At 55.5% G+C, this 23,670-nt stretch carries 16 protein-coding genes and 1 tRNA gene; 7 read left to right on the forward strand and 10 right to left on the reverse strand.

Annotated features, from left to right (window positions below):
• Positions 1 to 35: 35 nt before the first annotated feature.
• Positions 36 to 1,898 carry a bifunctional glutathionylspermidine amidase/synthase gene (gss, locus tag ACOTWU_RS05455; RefSeq protein WP_047738268.1) on the forward strand — a complete coding sequence of 621 codons (1,863 nt, stop codon included), beginning with the start codon at positions 36 to 38 and terminating at the stop codon, positions 1,896 to 1,898.
• Positions 1,899 to 1,950: 52 nt separating this feature from the next.
• On the opposite strand, the gene pgaD is transcribed toward gss, so the two are convergent.
• Genes pgaD through pgaA form a run of 4 tightly spaced genes read right to left on the reverse strand, consistent with a single transcriptional unit; the run spans position 1,951 to position 8,090 of the window.
• Complete coding sequence (gene pgaD, locus ACOTWU_RS05460; RefSeq protein WP_015571861.1) at positions 1,951 to 2,385, reverse strand: poly-beta-1,6-N-acetyl-D-glucosamine biosynthesis protein PgaD; 435 nt, start codon at positions 2,383 to 2,385, stop codon at positions 1,951 to 1,953.
• Positions 2,382 to 3,713: a poly-beta-1,6-N-acetyl-D-glucosamine synthase gene (gene pgaC, locus ACOTWU_RS05465; protein ID WP_015571860.1), complete on the reverse strand. Its 1,332-nt coding sequence runs from the start codon at positions 3,711 to 3,713 to the stop codon at positions 2,382 to 2,384. The genes pgaD and pgaC overlap by 4 nt, the downstream gene beginning before the upstream one ends.
• Positions 3,706 to 5,643: a poly-beta-1,6-N-acetyl-D-glucosamine N-deacetylase PgaB gene (gene pgaB / locus ACOTWU_RS05470; protein ID WP_126498760.1), complete on the reverse strand. Its 1,938-nt coding sequence runs from the start codon at positions 5,641 to 5,643 to the stop codon at positions 3,706 to 3,708. The genes pgaC and pgaB overlap by 8 nt, the downstream gene beginning before the upstream one ends.
• An 8-nt stretch (positions 5,644 to 5,651) precedes the next feature.
• Positions 5,652 to 8,090 carry a poly-beta-1,6 N-acetyl-D-glucosamine export porin PgaA gene (pgaA, locus tag ACOTWU_RS05475; protein ID WP_126498761.1) on the reverse strand — a complete coding sequence of 813 codons (2,439 nt, stop codon included), beginning with the start codon at positions 8,088 to 8,090 and terminating at the stop codon, positions 5,652 to 5,654.
• 668 nt (positions 8,091 to 8,758) lie between these two features.
• Here pgaA and ACOTWU_RS05480 point away from each other — a divergent pair.
• Positions 8,759 to 9,286, forward strand: coding sequence for a helix-turn-helix transcriptional regulator (locus ACOTWU_RS05480; protein WP_096205009.1), 528 nt, complete (start codon positions 8,759 to 8,761; stop codon positions 9,284 to 9,286).
• Between the two features lie 61 nt (positions 9,287 to 9,347).
• Here the strand turns inward: ACOTWU_RS05480 and ACOTWU_RS05485 are convergent, their stop codons facing one another.
• Positions 9,348 to 12,380: an autotransporter outer membrane beta-barrel domain-containing protein gene (locus tag ACOTWU_RS05485; RefSeq protein ID WP_126498762.1), complete on the reverse strand. Its 3,033-nt coding sequence runs from the start codon at positions 12,378 to 12,380 to the stop codon at positions 9,348 to 9,350.
• 116 nt (positions 12,381 to 12,496) lie between these two features.
• The gene (locus ACOTWU_RS05490; protein ID WP_017382737.1) at positions 12,497 to 12,811 is read right to left on the reverse strand and encodes a lipoprotein; all 315 of its coding nucleotides are present in this window, start codon (positions 12,809 to 12,811) and stop codon (positions 12,497 to 12,499) included.
• A gap of 175 nt (positions 12,812 to 12,986) precedes the next feature.
• Here ACOTWU_RS05490 and ACOTWU_RS05495 point away from each other — a divergent pair, with 175 nt between their 5' ends.
• Entirely contained in the window at positions 12,987 to 13,619 is a 633-nt protein-coding gene (locus ACOTWU_RS05495; RefSeq protein ID WP_047726768.1) for a response regulator transcription factor, read from the forward strand.
• On the forward strand, positions 13,616 to 15,400 hold the full coding sequence (locus ACOTWU_RS05500) for a hybrid sensor histidine kinase/response regulator (RefSeq protein WP_126498763.1): 1,785 nt from the start codon (positions 13,616 to 13,618) through the stop codon (positions 15,398 to 15,400). Before ACOTWU_RS05495 ends, ACOTWU_RS05500 begins: the two co-directional genes overlap by 4 nt.
• Positions 15,401 to 15,476: 76 nt before the next feature.
• On the opposite strand, the gene ACOTWU_RS05505 is transcribed toward ACOTWU_RS05500, so the two are convergent.
• A tRNA-Phe gene (locus ACOTWU_RS05505) sits at positions 15,477 to 15,552 on the reverse strand.
• Positions 15,553 to 15,647: 95 nt separating this feature from the next.
• A complete protein-coding gene (locus ACOTWU_RS05510; protein WP_003862452.1) occupies positions 15,648 to 16,361 on the reverse strand; it encodes a DUF554 domain-containing protein in 714 nt (237 codons plus the stop codon).
• A 181-nt stretch (positions 16,362 to 16,542) separates the two neighbouring features.
• Here ACOTWU_RS05510 and ACOTWU_RS05515 point away from each other — a divergent pair, with 181 nt between their 5' ends.
• A complete protein-coding gene (locus ACOTWU_RS05515) occupies positions 16,543 to 18,681 on the forward strand; it encodes an ornithine decarboxylase (RefSeq protein WP_032655707.1) in 2,139 nt (712 codons plus the stop codon).
• A gap of 75 nt (positions 18,682 to 18,756) precedes the next feature.
• Here ACOTWU_RS05515 and ACOTWU_RS05520 read toward each other — a convergent pair whose 3' ends face one another.
• The gene (locus tag ACOTWU_RS05520) at positions 18,757 to 19,449 is read right to left on the reverse strand and encodes a response regulator (RefSeq protein ID WP_062933235.1); all 693 of its coding nucleotides are present in this window, start codon (positions 19,447 to 19,449) and stop codon (positions 18,757 to 18,759) included.
• Positions 19,439 to 21,076, reverse strand: coding sequence for an ATP-binding protein (locus tag ACOTWU_RS05525; protein WP_164554785.1), 1,638 nt, complete (start codon positions 21,074 to 21,076; stop codon positions 19,439 to 19,441). The genes ACOTWU_RS05520 and ACOTWU_RS05525 overlap by 11 nt, the downstream gene beginning before the upstream one ends.
• Before the next feature lie 345 nt (positions 21,077 to 21,421).
• On the opposite strand from ACOTWU_RS05525, the gene ACOTWU_RS05530 reads away from it, so the two are divergent.
• Together ACOTWU_RS05530 and ACOTWU_RS05535 are read left to right on the forward strand one after the other, a co-directional pair.
• Positions 21,422 to 22,783: a 2-hydroxycarboxylate transporter family protein gene (locus tag ACOTWU_RS05530; protein ID WP_023333366.1), complete on the forward strand. Its 1,362-nt coding sequence runs from the start codon at positions 21,422 to 21,424 to the stop codon at positions 22,781 to 22,783.
• 17 nt (positions 22,784 to 22,800) lie between these two features.
• Positions 22,801 to 23,664, forward strand: a complete 864-nt coding sequence (locus ACOTWU_RS05535; protein ID WP_015571851.1) for a fumarylacetoacetate hydrolase family protein — start codon at positions 22,801 to 22,803, stop codon at positions 23,662 to 23,664.
• Positions 23,665 to 23,670: the final 6 nt, after the last annotated feature.

Below are 23,670 nucleotides of genomic sequence, written 5' to 3' on the forward strand. Positions count from 1 at the left end.
AAAAAATTGCCGCCTGCCTGTTTTAGGTTGGACACATGCGTAAAGGAACGTTAAGCAGTGACGCACCCTTCGGGACGTTATTAGGTTATGCGCCGGGTGGCGTGGCGATTTACTCTTCAAATTACGGCAGTCTCGATCCGCGTCATTACCCGGAAGACGCGGAATTCCGCAGCTATATCGGCAACGAATACATGGGCCATAAATGGCAGTGCGTTGAGTTTGCGCGCCGTTTCCTGTTTCTCAATCACGGGTTTGTTTTTACCGACGTCGGGATGGCGTGGGAGATCTTCTCCCTGCGTTTTTTGCGCCAGGTGGTAAATGACAATATTTTGCCGCTACAGGCCTTTGCTAATGGCTCAAAACGCGCGCCGCAGGCCGGTGCGCTGCTCATCTGGCAAAAGGGCGGTGAGTTTCATGAAACCGGCCACGTCGCCGTCATTACCCAGCTGCTGGATGACAGAGTGCGCATTGCCGAGCAGAACGTTATTCACTCCCCGCTGCCGATGGGGCAGCAGTGGACGCGCGAGCTTCGTCTGAGCGTGGAGGACGGTTGCTATACGCTTCATGACACGTTTAACGATACCGAGATCCTCGGGTGGATGATCCAGACGGAGGAGACGGAACACAGTATTCCTCAGCCGGAGATCGACGGTGAACTGCTGAAAATCAGCGGCGCGCGATTGAAGAACAACCGTCAGTTCGACGGAAAATGGCTCAATGAAAACGACGCCCTGCAACAGGCGTACGTTCGCGCCAACGGCCACGTTATCAACAACGATCCCTGCCAGTACTTTACCATTACCGAAAGCGCCGAGCAGGAGCTGATCAAAGCCACCAACGAACTGCATCTGATGTACCTTCATGCCACCGACAAGGTGCTGAAAGACGACAGCTTACTCGCGCTTTTCGACATCCCGAAAATTCTCTGGCCGCGTCTGCGTCTTTCATGGCAGTGGCGTCGTCACCATATGATCACCGGTCGTATGGATTTCTGCATGGATGAACGCGGCATCAAGGTTTACGAGTACAACGCGGATTCCGCCTCCTGCCATACCGAGGGCGGGCTCATTCTTGAAGAGTGGGTGAAAAACGGCTATCGCGGCACCGGCCACAATCCGGCGGAAGGGCTGCTGGAGGAGCTGACCGGCGCATGGAAGCACAGCCACGCGCGGCCGTTTGTCCATATCATGCAGGACAACGATATCGAAGAGGATTACCACGCGCTCTTTATTCAGCGCTCGCTGATCCAGGCCGGGTTTGAAACCAAAATCCTGCACGGACTGGGGGCGCTGAGCTGGGATGTCGCCGGGCAACTGATTGATGATGAAGGCCGTCACGTCAACTGCGTATGGAAAACCTGGGCGTGGGAAACGGCGATTGAGCAGATCCGCGAGGTGAGCGAAACCGAGTACGCCGCCGTGCCTATCCGCACCGGTCACCCGCAAGGTGAAGTGCGCCTGATTGATGTCCTGCTGCGCCCGGAAGTGCTGGTCTTTGAACCGCTGTGGACGGTGATCCCAGGTAATAAGGCGATTCTGCCGGTGCTGTGGCAGCTGTTCCCGAACCACCGTTACCTGCTGGATACCGATTTTGAGGTCAACGATCTGCTCAAACGGACCGGTTATGCCGTTAAACCGATCGCCGGACGCTGCGGGAGCAATATCGATCTGATCGGCGCCCAGGACGAACTGCTGGACCAGTCCAGCGGCAAGTTTGTCGACCGTAAAAACATCTACCAGCAGCTATGGTGCCTGCCGAAAGTTGACGGCAGATACATTCAGGTCTGCACTTTTACCGTGGGCGGGAACTATGGCGGAACCTGTCTGCGCGGGGATGACTCGCTGGTGGTGAAGAAAGAGAGCGATATTGAACCGCTGATTGTGGTGAAAGATAAATAACGTCTCCCTGTTATAAAAACGCCCCCGCAGGGCATGTTGCGGGGGCGTTTCATTACTGCTCTTCCTCTTCCTGCTGCTCGCTGATCTTCAAATCAATGATCCGGCCAATCTGGTCATGGTAAACCGTCAGCAGGTTGTACTGGCTCATCTCGGACATAATTTGCGGCGTGACGTTAAAACTTTGGGCAAGCTCGTCATGGCGCAACATTTCCGGATGACGCCGCCTCACATGCGCGCGGCGGCGATTGTACTGATACCACAGGATCAGCAGCCAGCCGTTGAACGCGGCAATCAGCAGATAGACCAGCACCGTATTAAAAGAGGCGATAATCACGCTCCAGCGGTGATCGCCCTCCTCGGTTAACTGCATCCACAGCCTGGCGTAAAGGAAAAACAGGAATCCTCCCCAGGCTATCAGCGTTAATGCGGCATCGAAAAGACGCGGTGCCAGCCGATGTTCAGTCAAAATTAACGTATTCTCGTTCATTGGATGCTCCCTTTACCCCGGTCCGGACTGATCCAGCGCGCGCGGGCGCGTTTACGTTTAAGCATGACTTTCGGAAATGCCACGAGGGTGGTAAACAGGCCAATCATCCAGTACACCATCGGGAACCAGATTACCCAGAACAGCGAGCCTGCCACTTTCCGCTCGTAGCGCCGCTCGATATACAAACTGACGAGGAATTGCAGCAGGCACATCACGCCCAGCAGCAGCCCGGTAAACGCCGGGGGAAACAGGCTCGCAACGGCCAGGTTCGCGGGAAGAGGGATAATATGGCTGAGAATGAACAACACCACGGTCGCCCCATAGGCAAACGCCCACAGCGTTGATAGCGCGTACTCAAGAAACAGGGGCCACATGCGATGATGCTCCCAGCGGGCCATCTTGCGCAGGTTAACCAGAAACACCTCTGCCCCCCCCTGCGCCCAGCGCAGACGCTGTTTCCACAGCCCCTTTAGCGTCTCCGGCATCAGGATCCAGCACAGTGCCCGCGGCTCGAAAAAGATATCCCAGTGGCGAAGCTGAAGCTTCCAGCTTATGTCGATATCCTCTGTGATCATGTCCGGGCTCCAGTACCCGACATCCGCCAGCGCCTGTCGGCGAAAGGCGGCGATGACGCCGGAGACGGTAAAGACCCGGCCATAGATCCGCTGCGTTCGCTTGATAAGGCCAATAATGGAAGAAAACTCGCCCACCTGAATGCGGCCAATCAGCGTTGAGCGCGTGCGAATACGCGGATTCCCGGTGACGGCCCCAACGTGGGGATACTGAATCAGCGGTGCCACCAGATACGCCGCGGTGTCGCGGTCGAGCAGGGCGTCGCCGTCAATGCAGACCAGCAAATCGCCCCGGGCCGCCGCAGCGCCGGCCTTGAGCGCCACGGCTTTCCCCTGGTTCTCCGCGAGATTAATCACCCGCAGGCGCGGTTGCTCTCGCGCCAGCTGTTGCAGTACCTCCGCCGTGTTATCAGAAGAACCGTCGTTGATGGCGATAACTTCCACATTCCAGTACCGCTGACCCAGCGCGGCGCTAATGGTCTCCCGTGCGTTGCGTTCCTCATTGAAGCAGGGAATAAGAATCGAGATTAACGGCTCACCGGCTAAGGCGGGGGCGGGTGTTGCGTTATCCCACGACCAGTGCCGTTCAAGCTGAAACCAGAAATAGAGGCCGCCGGTTACCCAGAGCACGGACATAAAAAGCGGCCAGAAAAAGACAAAGTCCAGAATCAGTTCGCCGGTAAACAGCGCGGCTACGCCTAACGGCAACCCGAATACCAGACACAAAATAGAGAAGGCGATAATGCGATCAGTCATTGTCAGGATACCAGTACGAAGAAAATTCAGGTCTGATACGTGAAATATCAGGTTGGTTGTTGAGGAAGTCGTCGGGGTAATAACCGTAATTTTTGATGCCGTTCAGCTGGAGCACCCGCATCCACTCCACCAGACGTTCATCGGCTACGGCACGCTGCGGTTTCTGTGCCCAGTTCCTGGCCTGTAGCTCAAAAATCGTTTTATTCAGCGCGCCGGGGCGTGCGGCGACGGCTTTGACTAAACGCGTCAGCCAGGCATTGCTCTCTTCTGCCGGGACGGACTCCATCAGCGGCATTGCCATCGGCACCGTCCAGTCGTAGGCCGCCAGAAAATCATCGAGATTTTGCGCAAACCATGCCTCGCTTTCCGGCTCGATAATGGGCAACGCGAACATGTTCCGCGCGGTTTTGATCTGCGGGCCACGGATGTTTTTCACCGCCTGGCTCAGGGTGCGGGTAAAGCCGATAAGTCGCTGACTCTTCTGTCGGGTCGTGTCCTGTCCGGCATCGTCAACGTCCGTCAGCACCGCGTCGTCATGAAATAAGATGCCATTGAAGCTGGCATAGCGGGCCAGATCTTCATAGATCTCCGTCACCTGCTGGCGAACCTGCGGACTCCAGGGGGAGAGCCTGATATAGGGCTCGGCGGCCACGGTCAACTCTCCCGTTTGACGATCCCGGCGCTGCACGCGCGGCAAGGCTGGACTGACATCGAAAGAGAGAACCGGCATCCACGCGAAGACTTTCACTCCCGCGCGGGTTTGTAGCTGCCAGGCGACAAAATTAAAGAGATCGGCCCGGACCGGGAGCCGACGGTTGGGGAAATAGAGCGCATCGATCCTGCCGTCGCCCCGCGGATCCGAAAACGCCTGGAGAAACACATGGCTGATTTTCATGTCGTAGACCCGCTGGACGAGTTTGTTGATGTTTTTCGTCTGCTGGGCCGGATCGGGATCGTAGACGTAATCGAGATCGACATGCATGACGCGCACCGGGTCAAACTCCTGAACGCGGCTAACCGTGTTGGAAAAGGTTTTTATCGACGGATTTCCAGCGATCAGCAGGCGCGGGATGTTGCCGAGGTCGCGCACGTTTCCCAGCCCGTCTTCCAGGGTAAAGGCCAACTGATAGCCCTGTTTCTGGGCGATAGCGAGCGACGTACCGTTGGCAGCCCCATAGGGCCACACCCAGGCACGCGGCGCTTTTCCCGTCACCTGGGTGATTTTATCGGTGACTTTGCGTACGTCTGCGGCGATCCGCTGGTTGAAGTGTTCATCGGTTTCGTAATGCCCCGTCGCGTTATCGAAAAAACGGCTGGCGATGGCGGGTTCACGGCTTCCCTGCGGGTTGGCCGGAATGCCGTAATGCGAGGCCCAGGTATGCGAGCCAATCTCAATCAGCGGGGACTGGCTGAGCTCGCGAACCATATCCCAGGTGGCAAAGCGATCGCGGGGCGTCATCAGACCGCCGAAGTTAACTTTTTGATTTGCCGGCGTATCCACCCAACTGCCCACCGGCGCCCACAGCGCAGGAACGTTCCAGGCCTGAAGCAGAGGCCAGACCCGGGTGTAAAAGCTGCTGTAGCCGTCGTCAAAGCTGAGCAAAACGGCTTTCGGCGGCAGCGCTTTTTTCCCTTCATGCGCATCCAGAATGTCCTGCACGCTGATGGCGTGATAGCCGTTGTGCAAAAGCCAGCTTATCTGCTCGTTTAACGCGCTGGTGCGAACGGAGAGGTAGCGCTGATCGGCGGCATCATCTTCAACGTCGTGGTAGGCCAGGACCAGAAACTGATTCTCCGGCCAGGGTTTGCTGGCCTCCAGCTGCGGCCTCTTTTCAGGGGCCATAAAGGAGAGCGGCTGCGCGCAGAGGCTCGCGCTGAGGCAGAGCCAGCCGATGACGATCAGGCTTATAGAAAAACGTGTGTTCAGCATATTCATCCTTAAAAGCGTAAAGTCGCATCTAACGTGACGGAGAGATTGCTCTCGCGTTTGCCGTCGTAAGGGCGCTTATCCCAGTTCAGCATCACGCCAGTATCGACAACGTTGTTCCACTGGATGCGTTGCCCGTAACCCAGCAGGGTAACGGCACTCGCGGACTGATTTTTCTGCCAGTAGCTGCCCCCTCCTGCCACGAACTGCTGGCTCCAGAGGGTGTCGTAGTGGCGGTACATCTCATGGTCAACGGACAGGGCAGCCGTCACGGACAGATCCCGTGCCGGGTTGTAATAGAGCGTATTCCGCAGGCTGTTTTTACTGGCGGCGATCCCCGGTTCGAGATCCAGCGTCAGGGTCGGGGTCTGCCAGAGACGCTCTTTCCCAGAGAGGGTGTATTCCTGACGGCGGTTGTGGTCTGAGAAGCGGCTGACGGCGGCGTTGAACTGGTATTCACGTCGCTCGTTTTGATACCAGCGCACCCCACCTTCACCCCGGTTGGCGCTGATCCCATTGCGTAATGCCCGTAAGGGTGTGGCGCGTGACAAGCGTTCGAGATTACCGCTGACCTGCCAGTTATCACTCAGGCTGTAGGTTGTTGAGAGCCGTGCGCCCGGCCTGTTTGTACCGTGATAGCGGTTGCTGGAGAGCTCGGCTTCGAGCGTGAGGTCACGGGGGCGCCACTCAACGCCGCCCAGCAGGTGGCGGCTGATGCCTTTACCTTCGTCGAAATTCCCCTGGGCATAGCGGGCGCCGGCAAACAGCCGCCAGTTATCCGCCACGGGCGGGCCATAGAGCGTGGCGTCCCAGTTCATGTCGTGGCTACCGCTGACGGGGTTATCTGAGTGCAATCCTTTACCCGCGTTCAGACGCAGCTCAGACATATGGTGGACCGCTCTGAGTCTGTCCAGGCGACGGGCGCTGCGATCGGCGGGGGCGCGAGCAATTACGTCATCAGCCAGTAAATCCATCTGGCGCCACTCCTGAAGGTCCATTGCGACGTAAGCCTGCTGTTTTTCAAGCTCCAGATTCGCGGGTTCAAGCGCCTCTGCTCGTTTAAGCTTTTGCTCGGCCGCGCGCGGCAGGCCTCTGGCCTGAAGCAGGGCGGCATAATCAATCTGTAACCCCTGATTTCCCGGCGCCGTTGATGCCAGACGATACGACAGCTTTTCGGCCTCCGGCAGGGCGTTGGTCGCCAGCAAATAGTTAAGTTTGAGAGACTGTCCGGTGAGCCACCGATCGTTCGGCTGAGCGGTCGGGGATCCGAAATCGTAGCGGGTCCAGGGAACGCTGCGGGTCTCGCGCTCAACGTAGCGGCGGGCGGTCTGATACTGCCCCGTATCCAGCCAGGCGTAGAAAAGCGCATGCACCTCATCCTGCGGATCGGAGGCGTAGTGTGGATAGCGTTGCACAAGCGAGAAGGCGGCGACGGTGTTTTTCTCCTGCAAATATGCAGAGATCACCCAGCCGATGGCCCAGTCCGGTACCGGATGCTGTGCGGCCGTCAGCGACTCGTATTCGCTAATGACCTGCCGGTAATCACCCTTCGCATACAGGGCGCCAAGCCGATCGATACGAGCAAGGATGACGTCTTCAGCCGCCTGCGGTTCGTTTTGCCAGCGGGAAAGCAGGGCGTGATAGCGATCTAACGCGTTTTGTGCCAGCCGCAGGCGCTCTTTCTCCGTTCTGCCAGGCACGTCCGCCAGGCGTACCCTTTCAGCCGCGGCGTTACGCTCAAGGCGGCGGCGCTCCGCGGGAGACATCGCCGCGCTTTGCGACAGCCAGAGTGCAGGCGTGCTTACCCGGTTTTCCGTTAACGCATCGATCGTCTCGCGAAGAAGGGCATTATTCCCGGGAGCGGCGTTCAGTGCACGCATGTCCGCCAGCAGCCGGTCCCCGTTTTTTCCCTGGCGCATCCAGACATAGGAGAGCGTCTCAAGGTGCGCGGGAGAAGGATCGTCCTTAACCAGCCGCCGGGCTTCCGAAAGCGCGAGGCGATCTCTGCGGGCATCGGCCAGGGTCTTAACATAGCCGATGCGGTAATCGTCGTTATCTGGCGCAAGGCTGAGCGCCTCTTTCCACAGCGAAAAGGCGGATGGCCAGGCTTTTTGGTTTCTTCTGGACTGGGCGACAGCAGCGATGGCGCGAGCGGGCAGCGGCATATAAATACCATAACGCTGCCAGACCCGGATAACCTCATCATCGCGTCCTGCCCAGGAGGCTACCTGTAACCAGTCCGCAACCTGTCCGGGTGTTAAAGCATGCTGTTGCTCATAGCGCTGTAGGTAATCAAGAAACAGAGCGTAATTACCGTTACGTGCCTGTTGTATCTGATGCTCATAAACGGATTCATCAGCCTGAACCAGAACAGGAAAGAGTAAAAGCAGGAGCAATAATATTGTGGTGCGATAAAAGAATAACGTAGTGAAGCTAAGCGATCTTTCCATATCTATTTGCCATTTGTTTATCGTGAATCCATTGCATAACACGGCCGCCTTTTAACTCTGTGTTAAAGGGCATAAAGGAGAACATTAAATCTGAATGATGCTACGTTATGGGGTACTTACTTAAAGGTAATTATGAGCCCTCATCTCAGTGGTCTGATTGGGCTTAATGTACACCCGATATGTTGGGGGATAAATAAGTTGAAAAGCGGCTGGGAGGTTTTGAGATAATTCTGGAAGAAGTAAGTTTTTTAGATAATTCAGTGCAGGATTGTTCTTTTTAACTGATTGATGTTAAATGTTTTTTCTTTTGCTTCTTCCTGTTTTTTTATATTAGAAATGAAGTTCTGCTGAGTTAATTAAAGTACTTTCTGGTGCATGTTTGGGAAGTTTCATGACAAAAATTCTTAATGTTCAGAGAAGTGACTTTTCTGAAATTCTTTTTTATTTATAATTAACGCCAGGCATTGAGTGATAGTCTACAAAAAGTCTAGCTCACCAATGTCATATTGAGGGATGATCAAAGCCAGAAAACATTTGCCGTTAATGTAAAACGCTATAAACGAAAGCGTTCTTGTTTCTTAAGAGGCGGGCTTGCTTTAATCTAAAAGGGATGGTTAGTGGCGACTTCAATAGTGTTAGTGACTCAGGATTGTTTCCTTGTCAGGGGGATGCGGCTATTTTTCCCGGATATAATTTGCCTCAGTTCGATAGACAGAAACATATTTGATACCGACGCAAATGAATATACTGTACTGATTGATAGCCGTACGCCGCTCCGTTTATATGATTACCTGATACGCCATCCGGCCAGAACGAGAAAAACGATCTGCTGCGTTATGCTGGATATGCGTCCTCGAGAGGAGGATCTTCTCCGTATGAAGCTGTTTATGAACACGTCGCTTACGGCTCCGGATATGGCGTCGTTATTCAATCTGGTGCTTGATATGAAAGGCAGGCGTCTGACAACCAAATGGCTGCTTAACTTACGGCTGAGTCGACACGAAGCGATAATGATCAGGTTGCTGAAGGCAGGGAGGTCAATGGAAGAGATTGCAGATAAGCTGAATATGTCGGTTAAAAGCCTCTATCGCAAGCGAACGGTGCTGTCGGAGCGGTTAGGGGCAGGGAACTTCAACGAGGCGTGTTTGTTTATCTTTAAAAACAAACTGCTGGACGTGGTTGGGAACGATCCCTAGCTTTGTCAGAAGCCAAAAGCAGAAACCCGCCACGAGGGCGGGTTCTTTTAATGGAAATAATTCAGAATGACCAGCGCAGATTGGCGTTAACAGAGTTGACGCGGGTATCCGCACCATATTGTCCCTGGTAACCCACATCCAGCGTCGCAGCACGCGACAGCTGTACGCTCACGCCGATATCACCGACCATCACATCCTCATCCACGGCCTGTCCCTGAGTAATGAACGCGTCGCTGCCCGCAAACGCCATGCGCGAAGAGGTATTCTTATCGCCATAGGCGTGCTGCCAGCCCAACGAACCGTAGAGGTTAACGTGCTTCGGCAACTCGGTCACACCGCGCAACCCGAGTGTCGTATAGAAGGTGTTCATCGTTTCGTTACGGACGCTCAGCGCAGCGGCACCGCCGTCTTCCCTGAAGCTGTCGGTATGCAGCCGGATGTACGATAAATTGACGAACGGCTCAATATTCCTGTCTGGCTGGCCGAAACGGTAGCCCGCTTCGGTGAACGCCAGCAGGGAGTTCGCGTCGTAATCTGACTTCAGCCGATCCGAGAAGCCGCTGAAATCAACATTGCGCTCGCCTTCGATCTTGTGCCAGGTGTAACCCAGCGCGCCGCGAAGGGAGAACGCATCCTGTTGACCCGCCGCATACAGACCAAGGTGATAGTTGTCGGTATCCGTTGAGGAGCGACGGCTGTCGACGTCATAATCACCCCGGCTGTAGCCGAAGTAGCCGCCGACACGCACGTTATGGTCCGCCAGTTTGCGATCTGCCCCCAGCAGGAAGCCGGTGGTGTTGCCGTCCAGCTTGCCCACGTTACCGTCGCCGCTGTTTCGGCTCCAGGAGCTGAAGGTCTGGCCCCAGACGCCATTGTTTTGCGGCTCCGGCTGCTGCACCAGCGACATGGCTAACGGTGGTATCGGCAGGCTGTCGTTATCAAACGCGCGCTGCATCCGCTGGTTTAACACGTTAAACACCTGCGTGCTGCCAGCGATCAGGTTGGACTGCATTGACGGATAAACTTCACCAGAAAGCTGGTTGAACGCCTCGCGCGCTTCCGGTGCGCTCAGCAGAAGCAGCGAGTTATACAGCGCCAGCGACGGGCCGCTTTGCGTCAGCGTGGAGAGCGCGCCTGCGGTATTCCACTGGTTGCTGCTTTGGGCCACGGTCTGGAAAATGCCCGGCTTGCCGCTGCCCGGGTTTTCACCGCCAGGATTCTCACCGCCCGGGTTTTCACCACCAGGATTTTCGCCTCCGGGGTTTTCACCGCCAGGGTTTTCGCCTCCGGGGTTTTCGCCACCGGGGTTTTCACCTCCAGGATTCTCGCCACTGGTCTCTTTCTGCGCGATGGTCAGATCGACGGCGTTGGTGCTTTGCTTAAGCGCCACGTCGAGGAATGCGGATTTGGAGATCGCTCCGGCGAACTCACCGTCGATTCCCCCGTCGGAGGTCAAAATGCGGTAGCTTTGGCCCGTTTTATAGCTGGTTTGCGGATCCAGCGCGGTGATCTGTACCTTAGCCTGATTGCTGATGGTAGTTTTGCCCGATACCAGTAGCTGGTCGCTACGGCCATCTCCTGCGATATCCACGTCATAGAAGGATTCGCCGATAAAGTTCAGATAGCGTTTCAGCGTCAACGTACCGATATTGCCGTCGCCGGGCGAGATATGTCCGCCGGACAGGATCTCGGTCTGGCCCAGCGTCCCGTTGCCGCCCAGCGTGCCGCCGGACTTGATTGACGCGGCGCTGCTATAACCCACCCCGTTGCTGACGTCTGAACCCGCCGTCGCGTTGAGGATCAACGTGCCGCCGTTCTCCGCGCTAAGGGTCTGGACGTCAAAGATATCGTCTTCTGGCTGGGTATTAATATTGCTGGCAATGATGACTTTACCGCCCCGCGCGGTTACGTTCGCCTTGAGTGCGGAAAGATCGCCGTTCAGCGTCGTCTGCCCGGAGGTGTTGATCACATCACCTTCACCGCTCATCGTGTTGCTGAAGAGGTAATTTCCGTCGGTATGGTTGAAGTAGACATAGCTGCCGAACAGTCCGCCACGAAGGCTGATTGCCGTCTTCGCATCGAGGGTACCTGCGCCGCCCGCCGTGCCTGGCGTTGGCTCAGTTAAACCCGTGCCGGTGTCCATATTGCCGCGGCTGCCGATGATGAGCGCACCCCGGTTCGAGCCGGAACCCGATGTCCCCACGATCAGCGCATTGCTGCCAGCGGAAAATGAACCGCCGTCAATCACAGACAGCACGCCATTGCCGTAATCGCCCACGCTCACGCTGCTGCCGCTGGTAAAGCGCGAGTCCTTGCCTGCAATAACCAGTTCGGCAGTTTTCCCTGCGCCGGAGACGCCCGCCACCTGCACGCCGCCAACGTTAACCGTTCCGCCGTTCAGCACATCCAGGTCGCCATATAGCGTCAACGTACGGCCAACGTTCCACTGTGACCCGCTCCCCGTGACGGTGGCTTTCGGGCTCAGCGTGTCGGTTTCACCCGGCCCGGTACCGTTGCCGATGCGCGCATCGTAAGCGGTGCTGAGCGACGCGCCGTCTTCAATCGCAAGCGTGGAGCGTGCGCCCAGATCGGTGCCTACACTGAGAAAATTACTGGTCACACGAGAGCCGGCACCCGTGGCGATTAGGTGGCTGTCGTAGCCGCGGGTGGTGCCGACAACGATCTCCTTTGCGCTCGCCAGCGCGCCCTCTTCGACTCGCAGGGTGCCGAGGCCAAGATTCAGGTCGCCGCGAAGGACGTACCGATCGTTCACCGCGTTAAGCTCAGCGTCTGGCCCACGGACCGTGACCACGCTTTCATAAATTTTGCCGTCGAACAGCCGACCGATATTGATGTTATAGGCGGTGATTTTGCCATTATCGATCAGCAGGTTTCCGCGTTGGTTACGTCCAACATAAACATCTCCGGTGTAACCCAGCGTTTCGGTAATACGCGACTCGCCATCAAAAAAGGCATCGGCTGCACGCGCGACATCGGCAGGTAAAAAAAGTAACAGCGGCGCGGAAAATAGAGCGAGGTAAAGTCTGGAAAGCGGTGTCTTAACCGCTAAAGAATGTGATGTAGAGTTATTCACGGGCTATCTCCGTACTCATTAGCATGATGTCAGGAACATCGTTTTTATATGAAAACTCAGATACGTCAGATAACGTAAAAGGCGTTATTTCAGTACGCCTTTTAATGCGGTGCTAATTATTTATGTGTGACAACTGGTGTACAGGTTGGCGCGCTCAGCGTCGGTGCAGATCCTAAAATTCCCGGCATCATCATCGATGAACAATCGAAAATACGCCCTTTTTCTGTCGTGGCGCGATAAGAGAGTTTTTGTCCTCCCAGTGCGTCCGGCTGGGCGCCATTAACGTTGGATACGGTTATTTCATCCGATGAGCCCAGTCCCAGCATTTTAGCGGTCTCCGCCTGTAGGAGTGGAATAGCCTGATCGGTTTTCAACGTGGAACAACCGGCTAGCATCAACGTAACGGTTAAAACGATGAGTGGTTTTTTCATAAATTATCCTTGATATCCAACCAGTTAATTTCACTGATTGTATTTATGTTTTCTTTTACCCAAATCAGCGAATAATATATTTCTCTTTCCTAATCGAAAAAACCCTCCTAAAGTAGGGTGGGTAGATAATAATTCATCTGTACTCTAAGATATGCGAAGGTAAAAGGAGGCTCCTTTGGGACAGAATTATGCGTTAGTCGTTGATGACCATCCATTGGTAGCAAGCGGCATCGCCAATTTTCTGATTACACATTGCCAGTTTAAGCAGGCGTGTGTGGTGACGAATGAGGATGATTGCTACCGCCAAATTAGGGATCATGGCCCGCCACGTTTGCTGGTAATCGATTTTTGGCTCTCTTCCGGAACGGCCCTGAAATTACTCAAAGAAGTAAAGCAATTTTACCCACAGGTACGACTCCTGGTGGTCAGCGGGGATGACAATAATGATATCTGGCGCAAAGTTAATGCCGCCGGGGGGCACGGTTTTGTATTGAAAAGCGAGCCACCTGAGATGTTCTCGCGGGCCGTTTTCGCACTCACTGATAATCAGACCTGGTTTCCTGAGGGAAACGAAATTTCCGTTAAGACGAATAATGAGAAGTTAAGTAAATTTAACTTAACGCCGCGACAAATAGACGTGTTAAATATGATTATGCGCGGCCTGCCAAATAAACGCATCGCCGCCCAGCTTTCAATTTCTGAGCCCACGGTCAAAGAACACATCAGCAATATATTGAAAAAGATAGGCGTTAACAGCCGGGTCGAAGCCATCACGCTTCTGCATGGCAAGCAGGAACCGTCGGAATGAGGTTTTTTCAGAGCTTACAAAATGATGGTATCTCTGCTCCGGCGCAGATCCGTTTGCTAAACAACACCTTTCTGCGGCTGGTATTCAGCTTTAGTGCGGTACCCTTTGTTGGTATTCCTTTCGCCATCTGGATTTATATGCTTGGGGATGAACTCGGCCCGACGATTATCTGGATAATTATTTATCTGCTATGTGCCGTGGCGATACGAATATTGCATCGACGCTATCAGCGTGAAGCGAAAGAAAACGGTGAAAGGGACGTTCTGCGACGCTGGCTTCCGCGTATTAATAATATTGCCTTTATTCACGGGCTGGGCATTTCATCACTCTATTTAATTACGCCACAGACGCAGAATTTTGACTTTTTCCTGTTACTTAATATCAGCATTGCCGCCATCGTCGCCGCCAATGCGACGCATCTGACGCCTGTCATTAGTACCTTTACGCGTTTTTTCTTCGCCTCCTGGGGGGTGCTGAACCTCGGTATTATCTGGCGGCTGGATGAATTGATGTTCATCGTGCTCATGCTGAATCTGCTTTACGGCTTCGCGATTTACCGCCATGCGTTAACTTCCCATGCGTTCTTTATTCAGCAAGCGCTGCTTGAGGAAAAAAGCTCACGCCTTGCGGAACAGTTTCGTCAGGCCAAAGAGGACGCGGAGCAGGCATTGCTGGATAAAAATCAGTTTCTGACCACCGCCAGTCACGATCTGCGCCAGCCCGTACACGCAATGGGCTTTCTGATCGAAGCCATCCTCCACCGAAACCGGGACGACAGCCTGACGCCGCAACTCCTTGACCTTCAGCAGAGCGTTCGCTCGGTGCATTTAATGCTCAATTCTCTGCTCGATCTCAGCAAAATAGAATCCGGGAATGTCCTCTCTGCCCCGACCAAAGTGGATATCGGTGCTCTGCTCGACTCGGTCATCACGCTGTTTCGTGAAGAGGCCAACAGCCGCGCGCTTAGGCTGTGTATCCGGCGGCCTAAACGCCGTATCGACGTGATGGGCGATCCGCTGCTGGTGCGACAGTCCCTGATTAACCTGATTCAAAACGCCCTTCGCTACACGCTCCAGGGCGGGGTGCTGGTCGCCATCCGACCGCGCGGTGACGAGTGTATGGTGGAGGTGTGGGACACGGGAGTCGGTATCGCCGATGAAGAGAAGGGCAAAATCTTCTCACCTTACTACCGCCCCGAGCTGGCATGGAAGATCGACAGCGCCGGACACGGGCTGGGACTGGCCGTCGTTGCCCGTTGTGCCAAGCTGATGAAGGTGAAATACGGGATGCAATCCATTGAAGGGAAAGGCTCACGCTTCTGGATGCGCTTTACCCAATATGCTGGCGAAGACATCGCGCTGGACACCCCGCCCGCCGCTGACAACACCGCCACGCCGGTACGCTATGCGCCGCTGCACGGTTCCTGCCTGGTCGTCGATGACGACCCGCTGGTGACGTCTGCCTGGGAGAGCCTGATGAGCGTCTGGGGAATCGACGTACGCTGTGCGGCCTCGGCTGAAGAAGCGTTTGCCATCATCGACGACGGCTTTACGCCGTTCGCCGTGCTGTGCGACCAGCGCCTGCGATCGGGCGAAAGCGGCTTCGACATCCTGAAAGCGCTTTTTGACCGTTTGCCGGATATGAGCGGCGCGATAGTCAGCGGCGAATTTAATTCACCGGTTCTGCTGGAGGCGGAGCAGGAGGGATACCTGGTGCTCCGCAAGCCTCTGGAGCCGGCTAAACTGCATGCGCTGCTGACGCAGTGGTCGGGGTGTCGTTAAGGGAATGCAGAAGTAGTGATTCTGGCGGGCTCAGAATGCAAAAACGGACCTCCGTGGAGGTCCGTTAATATAAATTTGGTGCCCGGACTCGGAATCGAACCAAGGACACGGGGATTTTCAATCCCCTGCTCTACCGACTGAGCTATCCGGGCAACGGGGCGCATTAAACCCGATCCTCCCTCCGGCGTCAACGAAATTTGTTGCTTTCGGTGCAGACTGCACACTCTCTCACCATTTCGTCGCAAACTTAAGCGAAAAAGTGCGTCCAGAGCGCGGAAAGCGGCATCGCGAGCAGCAGGGCAGGGAGCATGTTCACCACTGCAAACATCTTAATGCCACAGATGCGCAGCCCTGTCGCCAGCAGCAACAGGCCGCCGACGGCGGTAAAGTCTGCCATCATCGCTGGCGTTGTCAGCGGCAGGATCAGCGTGGCGCAGGTGGCCAGCGCCAGCTGAATAAGCAACATCGGCACACAAATCGCGGCGACGGCGATGCCGAGGGTGGTGGCAAAAATGGTGGCAGTAAAGAAATCCAGAAACGCTTTCGCAATCAATATGCTGGGATCGCCCGTCATCCCTTCCTGCATCGAACCGAATATCCCTGTGCCGCTGGCGCAGAACAGAATAATGATCGCAACGTAGTTCTGAATAAACGACTCGTGCGTGCCGTGCTTTGCCTTGCCTGGTCGGGCAATCAGATTTTTGGCTTTGCCTACCGCGTGATTAATACCTTTTTCCAGATAGCAAAACTCGCCGATGAGCGCGCCGAGCAGCGTCGCCAGTACCATCACCGGCAGGTTGGCGCATTTCACCACTAAAAGGATACCAATCCCTAACGACGCCAGGCCAAAAATAGAAGGCATGGAGACGCGAATACGCTCCGGCAGGCGCTGACTTAATACTGCCCCAAGTACACCGCCCAGCAATACGGCTCCCGCATTGATAAAGGGTCCAATTACCACGTTTAACTCCTGTTATTTAAGCACTGGCATTGCATGATTATGGCACGTTCGTCCCTGATTACGCTTAGCTTTGGGAGGCGTAACGCATACTGATTCCTTCTTGCACCTGAAAATAAAAGGTGACATGATTGCGCGAATTTTCTCCTTCCTGTCTCGCCGTTCGGTGAGGGTATTTGCGCCTATGAAAACCATGAAAATTGCCGTCAGCCGTGAGCTGGTATCCAAAGTTTCTACGCATCGCGAAAAAGTTATGCTGGATAACACTGATTTCACCGATGTGGCGGCAGTCGTCATTACGGTTGTTGAAAGCTACAGCGGCATTCTCGCATTGCTGAAGCGTACGGGCTTTCAGTTACCGGTATTTTTGTTCTCAACAGAGCCAGGAGAGGTGCCAGAGGGTGTCACGGCGATCATCTCGGGTAAAGCACAGGAATTGCTGGAACTGGAATCTGCCGCCTGCCGGTATGAAGAGAACCTGCTGCCACCCTTTTTTGACACCCTGAGCCAGTATGTGGCGATGGGAAACAGCACCTTTGCCTGTCCGGGTCACCAGCACGGTGCCTTTTTCAAAAAACACCCGGCGGGGCGGCAGTTCTATGATTTCTTCGGTGAGAACGTTTTTCGCGCCGACATGTGCAACGCCGACGTTAAGCTGGGCGATCTGCTGATCCACGAAGGCTCCGCCAAGCACGCGCAAAAGTTCGCGGCGAAAGTATTCAACGCGGACAAAACCTACTTTGTGCTGAACGGCACGTCGGCGGCCAACAAGGTGGTGACCAACGCGCTGCTGACCCGCGGCGACCTGGTGCTGTTCGATCGTAACAACCATAAGTCCAACCATCATGGGGCGCTGATCCAGGCCGGGGCAACGCCTGTCTATCTTGAGGCAGCCCGTAATCCGTTTGGTTTTATCGGCGGGATTGATGAACACTGCTTTGATGAGGCCTGGCTGCGGGAACTGATCCGTGACGTCGCGCCGCAGAAAGCCGCCGAGGCGCGCCCGTTCCGCCTGGCGATCATTCAGCTCGGCACCTATGATGGCACGATCTACAACGCCCGTCAGGTGATCGACAAGATCGGTCACCTTTGCGACTACATCCTCTTTGACTCCGCCTGGGTCGGCTACGAGCAATTTATCCCGATGATGGCGGAAACGTCTCCGCTTCTGCTGGAACTGAACGAGAACGATCCGGGAATTTTCGTGACCCAGTCGGTCCACAAGCAGCAGGCCGGGTTCTCGCAAACGTCGCAGATCCATAAAAAGGATAACCATATTCGCGGTCAGTCGCGCTTCTGCCCGCACAAGCGGTTGAACAATGCGTTCATGCTGCATGCCTCCACCAGCCCGTTTTACCCGCTGTTTGCTGCGCTGGACGTGAACGCCAAGATCCACGAGGGCGAGAGCGGACGCAGGCTGTGGGCGGAGTGCGTCGAGCTGGGCATTGAAGCACGCAAGGCCATCATCGCCAACTGCAATATGATCAAACCGTTTATCCCGCCGGTGGTGGCGGGGCGGCCATGGCAGGATCACCCCACACAGGCTATCGCCAGCGAGCGTCGCTTCTTTAGTTTTGAACCGGGTGCAAAATGGCACGGTTTTGAAGGCTATGCCCGCGAGCAGTATTTCGTCGATCCGTGCAAGCTGCTGCTGACCACGCCGGGCATTGATGCTGAAACAGGTCACTATACCGATTTCGGCATTCCTGCGACCATTCTCGCCCACTACCTGCGCGAGAACGGCATTGTGCCGGAGAAGTGCGATCTCAACTCCATCCTGTTCCTGCTGACGCCAGCCGAGAGCGCGGAGAAGCTAATGCAGCTGGTGGCGATGCTGGGGCAGTTTGAACAGCATATTGAAGACGACACGCCGCTCGCGGATGTGCTTCCGACTATCTATCAGAAATACCCGGTGCGCTACCGCGACTACACGATCCGTCAGCTGTGCCAGGAGATGCACGATCTTTACGTCAGCTTTAACGTGAAGGATTTACAGAAGGCGATGTTCCGTCAGGAGAGCCTGCCTGCCGTGGTGATGAACCCGCAGGATGCCAACCAGGAGTACGTTCGCGGGAACGTCGAACTGGTGCGTATTCGTGACGCCGAAGGACGCATTGCCGCCGAAGGTGCGCTGCCATACCCGCCGGGCGTGCTGTGCGTGGTGCCGGGGGAAGTCTGGGGCGGGGCGGTACAGCGCTATTTTCTGGCGCTGGAGGAGGGCATCAATATGCTGCCGGGCTTCTCGCCAGAGTTGCAGGGCGTTTACAGCGAGAAAGATGCGGACGGGATTAAGCGGCTGTATGGATACGTATTGAATGTCTGAACGTAGGCCGGGTAAGCGTTAGCGCCACCCGGCGAGTGCCCGGCGGCGCAAGCTTACCGGGCATACAATACTGCGTCAGGCTTCTGCGCGGCGGTACATCCTTCTCGGATGCCCGATCTTCCCGTACAGCATCTCCACCGTCAGAAAACCCACCTCCACGCAGTGTTCCAGATAGCGCCGGGTGGTGGTTTTACTCAGGCCCGTCTCGCTCACCACCTCATCCACCGTAAAACAGTGCGCCGCCTTGTTGTTAAACAGCGTTTGCACCCGCGCCAGCGTGTTCTCCTCTATCCCTTTGCTGCCGTTGTCCAGGCGATAGTTTTTCGCCTGCAATTGATAGAGTGAATCCACGTTCTGCTGGTCGACAATCTTCCAGACGCGCTGCTGTTCGGCAAACTGCACAAAACGTTCCAGCGACTGGCTCAGGCGCTTCCAGGAAACCGGCTTGAGGATGTAGTCAAACGCGCCGTTACGAATTGCCTGGCTACAGGTGTCCATATCGCTGGCGGCGGTGATGAAAATCACCGAGCAGTTGGCGCGGGTGAGCATCGGGTTGCTGATAAGGGTGATGCCTTTGCCGTCCGGCAGGTAGTTATCCAGCAGCATCAGCTTCGGCTGTTTGCTCTCCAGTTGTACCTGCGCGTCGGCCAGCGACGCGGCAATCCCCACCAGCCTCAGGCGCGGATGTTTACCGATAAGCTCCGCGTGCAGTTGCGCCAGTTCGTTCTCGTCTTCAACAATCAGTACGTCGATAAGTTCATGTTGCATAGTCGGTATCTTCCAGTTCCTGTACGGGGTGCCGGGCAGCTCCCGTGGCGGGAATAAACAGTGAGAAAATGGCACCGCGCGGCGTGTTATCCGCAACTTCGATGGCGCCGCCCGCCTGCGTGACGTAGCTTTCAATCAGATACAGGCCAATACCGTGATCGCCGCGCGTTTTGGTGGTAATGCCGCGTTCAAATATTTGTTCACGGATCTCCGGTTTGATGCCAATACCCTGGTCGGCGACTTCGATGATGAGTTCCTGCTCGCTCAGTTTTATCAGCACTTCAACCGGCGCATGCGGAAGCGGTGCGCGCTGCGTCGCTTCAATCGCGTTATCCAGCAGGTTCCCGATAATCGAGATGAGTTCCGATTCAAGCAGCGGCAGGAAAGGTTTATCCATCCGGCAGGCGGGGTCGAAACTCAGCTCCACGCCTTTCTCCCGCGCACGCGCGGCTTTGCCTAAAAGCAGGCCGCAGAGCGTCGGGGAGCTAAAGCGCGACGAGATAAAGTCCAGCAGCTCCTGTGCGTGCTCTGACTGCGCCTGAATATAGCCAATCGCCTCTTCATAGCGGCCCATGTGCAGCAGGCCGGAAAGGGTGGTCATCCGGTTGAGCTGCTCGTGGCGCATGATGCGCAGGTTATCAACGTAGCGTTTAACCTGGCTGAGCTGGGCGCTGAGCGTATCGATCTCATTGCGATCGCGGAAGGTGATCACCCAGCCCTGCAGCGAGTTTTCCAGCATGATCCTTACCCGGCTGGCAATGACCGTAAGATCGTTAAAGCGGCAGATTTCATCATGGGTGTCTTTCGCCAGCATGGTATGCGTATTGAAGAACGGAACAGGATCGATCACCTGGCTAATCAGTTGTCCGCGAAGCTCGCGGGCGGGCTGGCTTAAGCCCAATAACTTGCGTGCAGCCTGGTTGATCACTTCGATGCGCAGATCGTCATCGATAGCGATGACTCCTTCATAGATGGATTCCATCATCGCCTTCTGCTGGCGTACCAGCAGGCCAATTTCGCGTGGCTCCAGCGAGAAGATCTGCTTCTTTATACTGCGGGTGAAAAACCAGGAGAAGATAAACAGGGCGATCAGCAGCAGCACGGCGGCAATCAGAATGTTAACCACTTTATTGACGGTGATGGTATCCAGATAGCTGGTGAGATAGCCCACCGAGACAATCCCCACGACGTGCCCCGCATCGTTAAAAATCGGCGCTTTACTGCGAAGTGAAATACCTAAGCCGCCCTTGCGGATAGTGGTCGTGCTTTTACCCTGCAGAACCTCGTCGTTATCGCCGCCGACCAGCGTTTTTCCCACCCGGTCAGCAAACACCGAATGAAACAAATGCAGCCCTTTATTATCGCCAATCACAATAAAACTGGCGTCGCTGTGGGCCGCTATTTTCTGCATAAAGTCGCTGATGCCGTTGATATCTTTCTGTTCGACTTCTTTTCGCAAAGTAGGAATAAGCGCAATTTCTTCGGCCTGTATTTTTGCACGTGCGCTCATTTCCTGATAAAGCTGTCTTCCAACGTCGACGTAATAATATCCACCCAGTAGCGCAAACAGTACCGAGAAAAAAGCGACCAGCGAAATAAACAGCTTGATCTGAAATGACACTTTCATAACTATCACGCCGGGTATCAACAAGGCAGGCTAATATATCATCTTTTCTCGTGGTGACGCCTGCTTTGCAGAAAACTTGTGATCCCTTGCACAGCAGCGCCTGTAAAAGATTTATCCGATACGCCAGGCGTCTTAAGGCTAAATTAATAAATGTTATTTATTTGTTCATTTAAGAAAAGAAACCATAAAAACCACGGAAATAAATAAGGTGTAAATCACATTAAATAAAAGAAACCATTAAAACCATAGCTGCCATTAAAACTTCGCTTTTAATATGCCATTCCTCACATAAAGTAAGCCTTTGTGACTCTAAGCTGAATGCACAAAATAACCAAGGGGCTTATTATGAGCACAACTGACGATTCTTTCTCTGTTACCCACGACCCGATTGAAATTCAGCGACCTTCGCTCAAAGAGCGCTGGTGGCATATTATGGATACCTGGAAAATCGGCATTATTCCTCTGCCGCTGTTCGTTCTGGCGGGCGCGCTGATTGCCATTGATTGCCTGGGTGGGAAACTGCCGAGCGATATCGTGGTGATGGTTGCCACGCTGGCCTTCTTCGGCTTTGCCTGCGGCGAGTTTGGCAAACGTCTGCCGATTGTCGGCAAGCTCGGCGCGGCGGCGATTTGCGCCACCTTTATCCCTTCCGCGCTGGTCTATTACGGCCTGCTGCCGGATGTGGTGGTCGAGTCCACCACCAAGTTCTACAAATCCACCAACATTCTCTATCTCTATATCTGCTGCATTATCGTCGGCAGCATCATGAGCATGAACCGCACGGTGCTGATCCAGGGCTTCCTGCGTATCTTCTTCCCGATGCTGTGCGGTGAAATCGTCGGCATGCTGGTGGGGATGGGCGTCGGCCTGGCGCTGGGTCTTGAGCCGTTCCAGATCTTCTTCTTTATCATTCTGCCGATTATGGCGGGCGGCGTAGGGGAAGGGGCGATCCCGCTTTCCATCGGCTACGCCACCCTGCTGCATATGGACCAGGGCGTGGCGCTCGGCCGCGTGCTGCCGATGGTAATGCTCGGCGGTCTGACGGCAATCATTATCTCCGGCTGCCTGAACCAGCTCGGTAAACGCTACCCGCACCTGACCGGTGAAGGCCAGCTGATGCCGAACCGCGCGAATGCCGATGCTACCGTCTCTCAGCCTGCGTTTTCCGGCAAAGCGGACGTCACCACTATCGCCTCCGGCGCGCTGCTGGCGGTGCTGCTCTACATGCTGGGTATGCTCGGCCACAAGCTGATTGGCCTGCCTGCCCCAGTCGGCATGCTGTTTATGGCGGTGCTGGTGAAGCTCTGCAACGGTGCCTCTCCGCGCCTGCTGGAAGGCTCGCAGGTGGTGTACAAATTCTTCCAGACCTCTGTGACCTACCCCATCCTCTTTGCCGTCGGCGTGGCCATCACCCCGTGGCATGAGCTGGTGGCGGCGTTCACCGTCAGCAACCTGCTGGTGATCGTCAGCACTGTTTCCGCGCTGGTGGCGACGGGCTTCTTCGTCGGCAAAAAGATTGGCATGCACCCGATTGATGTCGCCATCGTCTCCTGCTGCCAGAGCGGCCAGGGCGGTACCGGCGACGTGGCGATCCTGACCGCAGGCAACCGCATGAGCCTGATGCCGTTCGCCCAGATTGCTACCCGTATCGGCGGGGCGATTAACGTCTCCATCTCACTGCTGATTCTGGGCAACTTCCTCGTTTAAGTTTTCAGGAAAGAACAATGAAACTCGCAAGCTTTTTATACCAGGGAAAACGCAGCTACGGCATCGTACAGGCCGAAGGCGTGATTGATTTGGGCCGCCGCCTGGGCGACCGCTATGGCGACCTTAAAGCGCTGTTGCAGGGGAACGGGCTGGCGCAGGCCACCCGTTTTCTGAACGACGCGGTGGATGTACCGCTGAACGCCATCACCTTCTTACCGGTGATTGTCCAGCCGGAAAAAATCCTCTGCGTGGGCATGAACTATGCCGACAAGCGCAAGGAGTTTGACCAGCACAACCCGGCCCCGACGCTGTTTGTCCGCTTCCCGGATTCACAGACCGGCCACAACGAGCCGGTGCTGAAGCCGCGCCACTCCAGCGAGTTCGACTACGAAGGCGAGCTGGCGGTGATCATCGGCAAAGGCGGGGAGAACATCAGCCGCGACGACGCCCTGCGCCACGTGGCGGGCTACAGCTGTTACATGGACGGCTCCGCCCGCGACTGGCAGCACACCTGGTTCACCGCCGGGAAAAACTGGCGGCAGACCGGAGCGTTCGGCCCGTGGATGGCGACGGCGGATGAGATCCCGGACCCGCACAGCCTGGCGATCCGCACCTGGCTGAACGGCCGCATGGTGCAGGAGGACAACACCAGCAGCATGATCCACAAGGTGGCGGAGCTGATCGAGTACATCAGCACCTTCACCCGTCTCAGCCCGGGCGACGTGATCATCACCGGCTCGCCTGGTGGCGTGGGTAAAAAGCGCAACCCGCCGCTGTTTATGAAGGAGGGGGATCGCATTGAGGTGGAGATCGAGCATATCGGTCATCTGAGCAACGTGATCGTGGAAGCGCCAGCCGTCGGGCTCGCGGCAGCGCACTGAGTAAGG

The organism is Enterobacter cloacae complex sp. GYL001 (assembly GCF_049237125.1).
Lineage (GTDB): Bacteria > Pseudomonadota > Gammaproteobacteria > Enterobacterales > Enterobacteriaceae > Enterobacter > Enterobacter hormaechei_C.

Coding starts and splice junctions, on each gene's coding strand:
- ACOTWU_RS05535 (WP_015571851.1), top strand. CDS start 22,801: ATGAAACTCGCAAGCTTTTTATACCAGGGAAAACGCAGCTACGGCATC.
- pgaD (WP_015571861.1), bottom strand. CDS start 2,385: ATGAACGAGAATACGTTAATTTTGACTGAACATCGGCTGGCACCGCGT.
- ACOTWU_RS05530 (WP_023333366.1), top strand. CDS start 21,422: ATGAGCACAACTGACGATTCTTTCTCTGTTACCCACGACCCGATTGAA.
- ACOTWU_RS05480 (WP_096205009.1), top strand. CDS start 8,759: ATGCGGCTATTTTTCCCGGATATAATTTGCCTCAGTTCGATAGACAGA.
- ACOTWU_RS05520 (WP_062933235.1), bottom strand. CDS start 19,449: ATGCAACATGAACTTATCGACGTACTGATTGTTGAAGACGAGAACGAA.
- ACOTWU_RS05500 (WP_126498763.1), top strand. CDS start 13,616: ATGAGGTTTTTTCAGAGCTTACAAAATGATGGTATCTCTGCTCCGGCG.
- ACOTWU_RS05490 (WP_017382737.1), bottom strand. CDS start 12,811: ATGAAAAAACCACTCATCGTTTTAACCGTTACGTTGATGCTAGCCGGT.
- pgaB (WP_126498760.1), bottom strand. CDS start 5,643: ATGCTGAACACACGTTTTTCTATAAGCCTGATCGTCATCGGCTGGCTC.
- ACOTWU_RS05525 (WP_164554785.1), bottom strand. CDS start 21,076: ATGAAAGTGTCATTTCAGATCAAGCTGTTTATTTCGCTGGTCGCTTTT.
- pgaC (WP_015571860.1), bottom strand. CDS start 3,713: ATGACTGATCGCATTATCGCCTTCTCTATTTTGTGTCTGGTATTCGGG.
- ACOTWU_RS05515 (WP_032655707.1), top strand. CDS start 16,543: ATGAAAACCATGAAAATTGCCGTCAGCCGTGAGCTGGTATCCAAAGTT.
- gss (WP_047738268.1), top strand. CDS start 36: ATGCGTAAAGGAACGTTAAGCAGTGACGCACCCTTCGGGACGTTATTA.
- pgaA (WP_126498761.1), bottom strand. CDS start 8,090: ATGGAAAGATCGCTTAGCTTCACTACGTTATTCTTTTATCGCACCACA.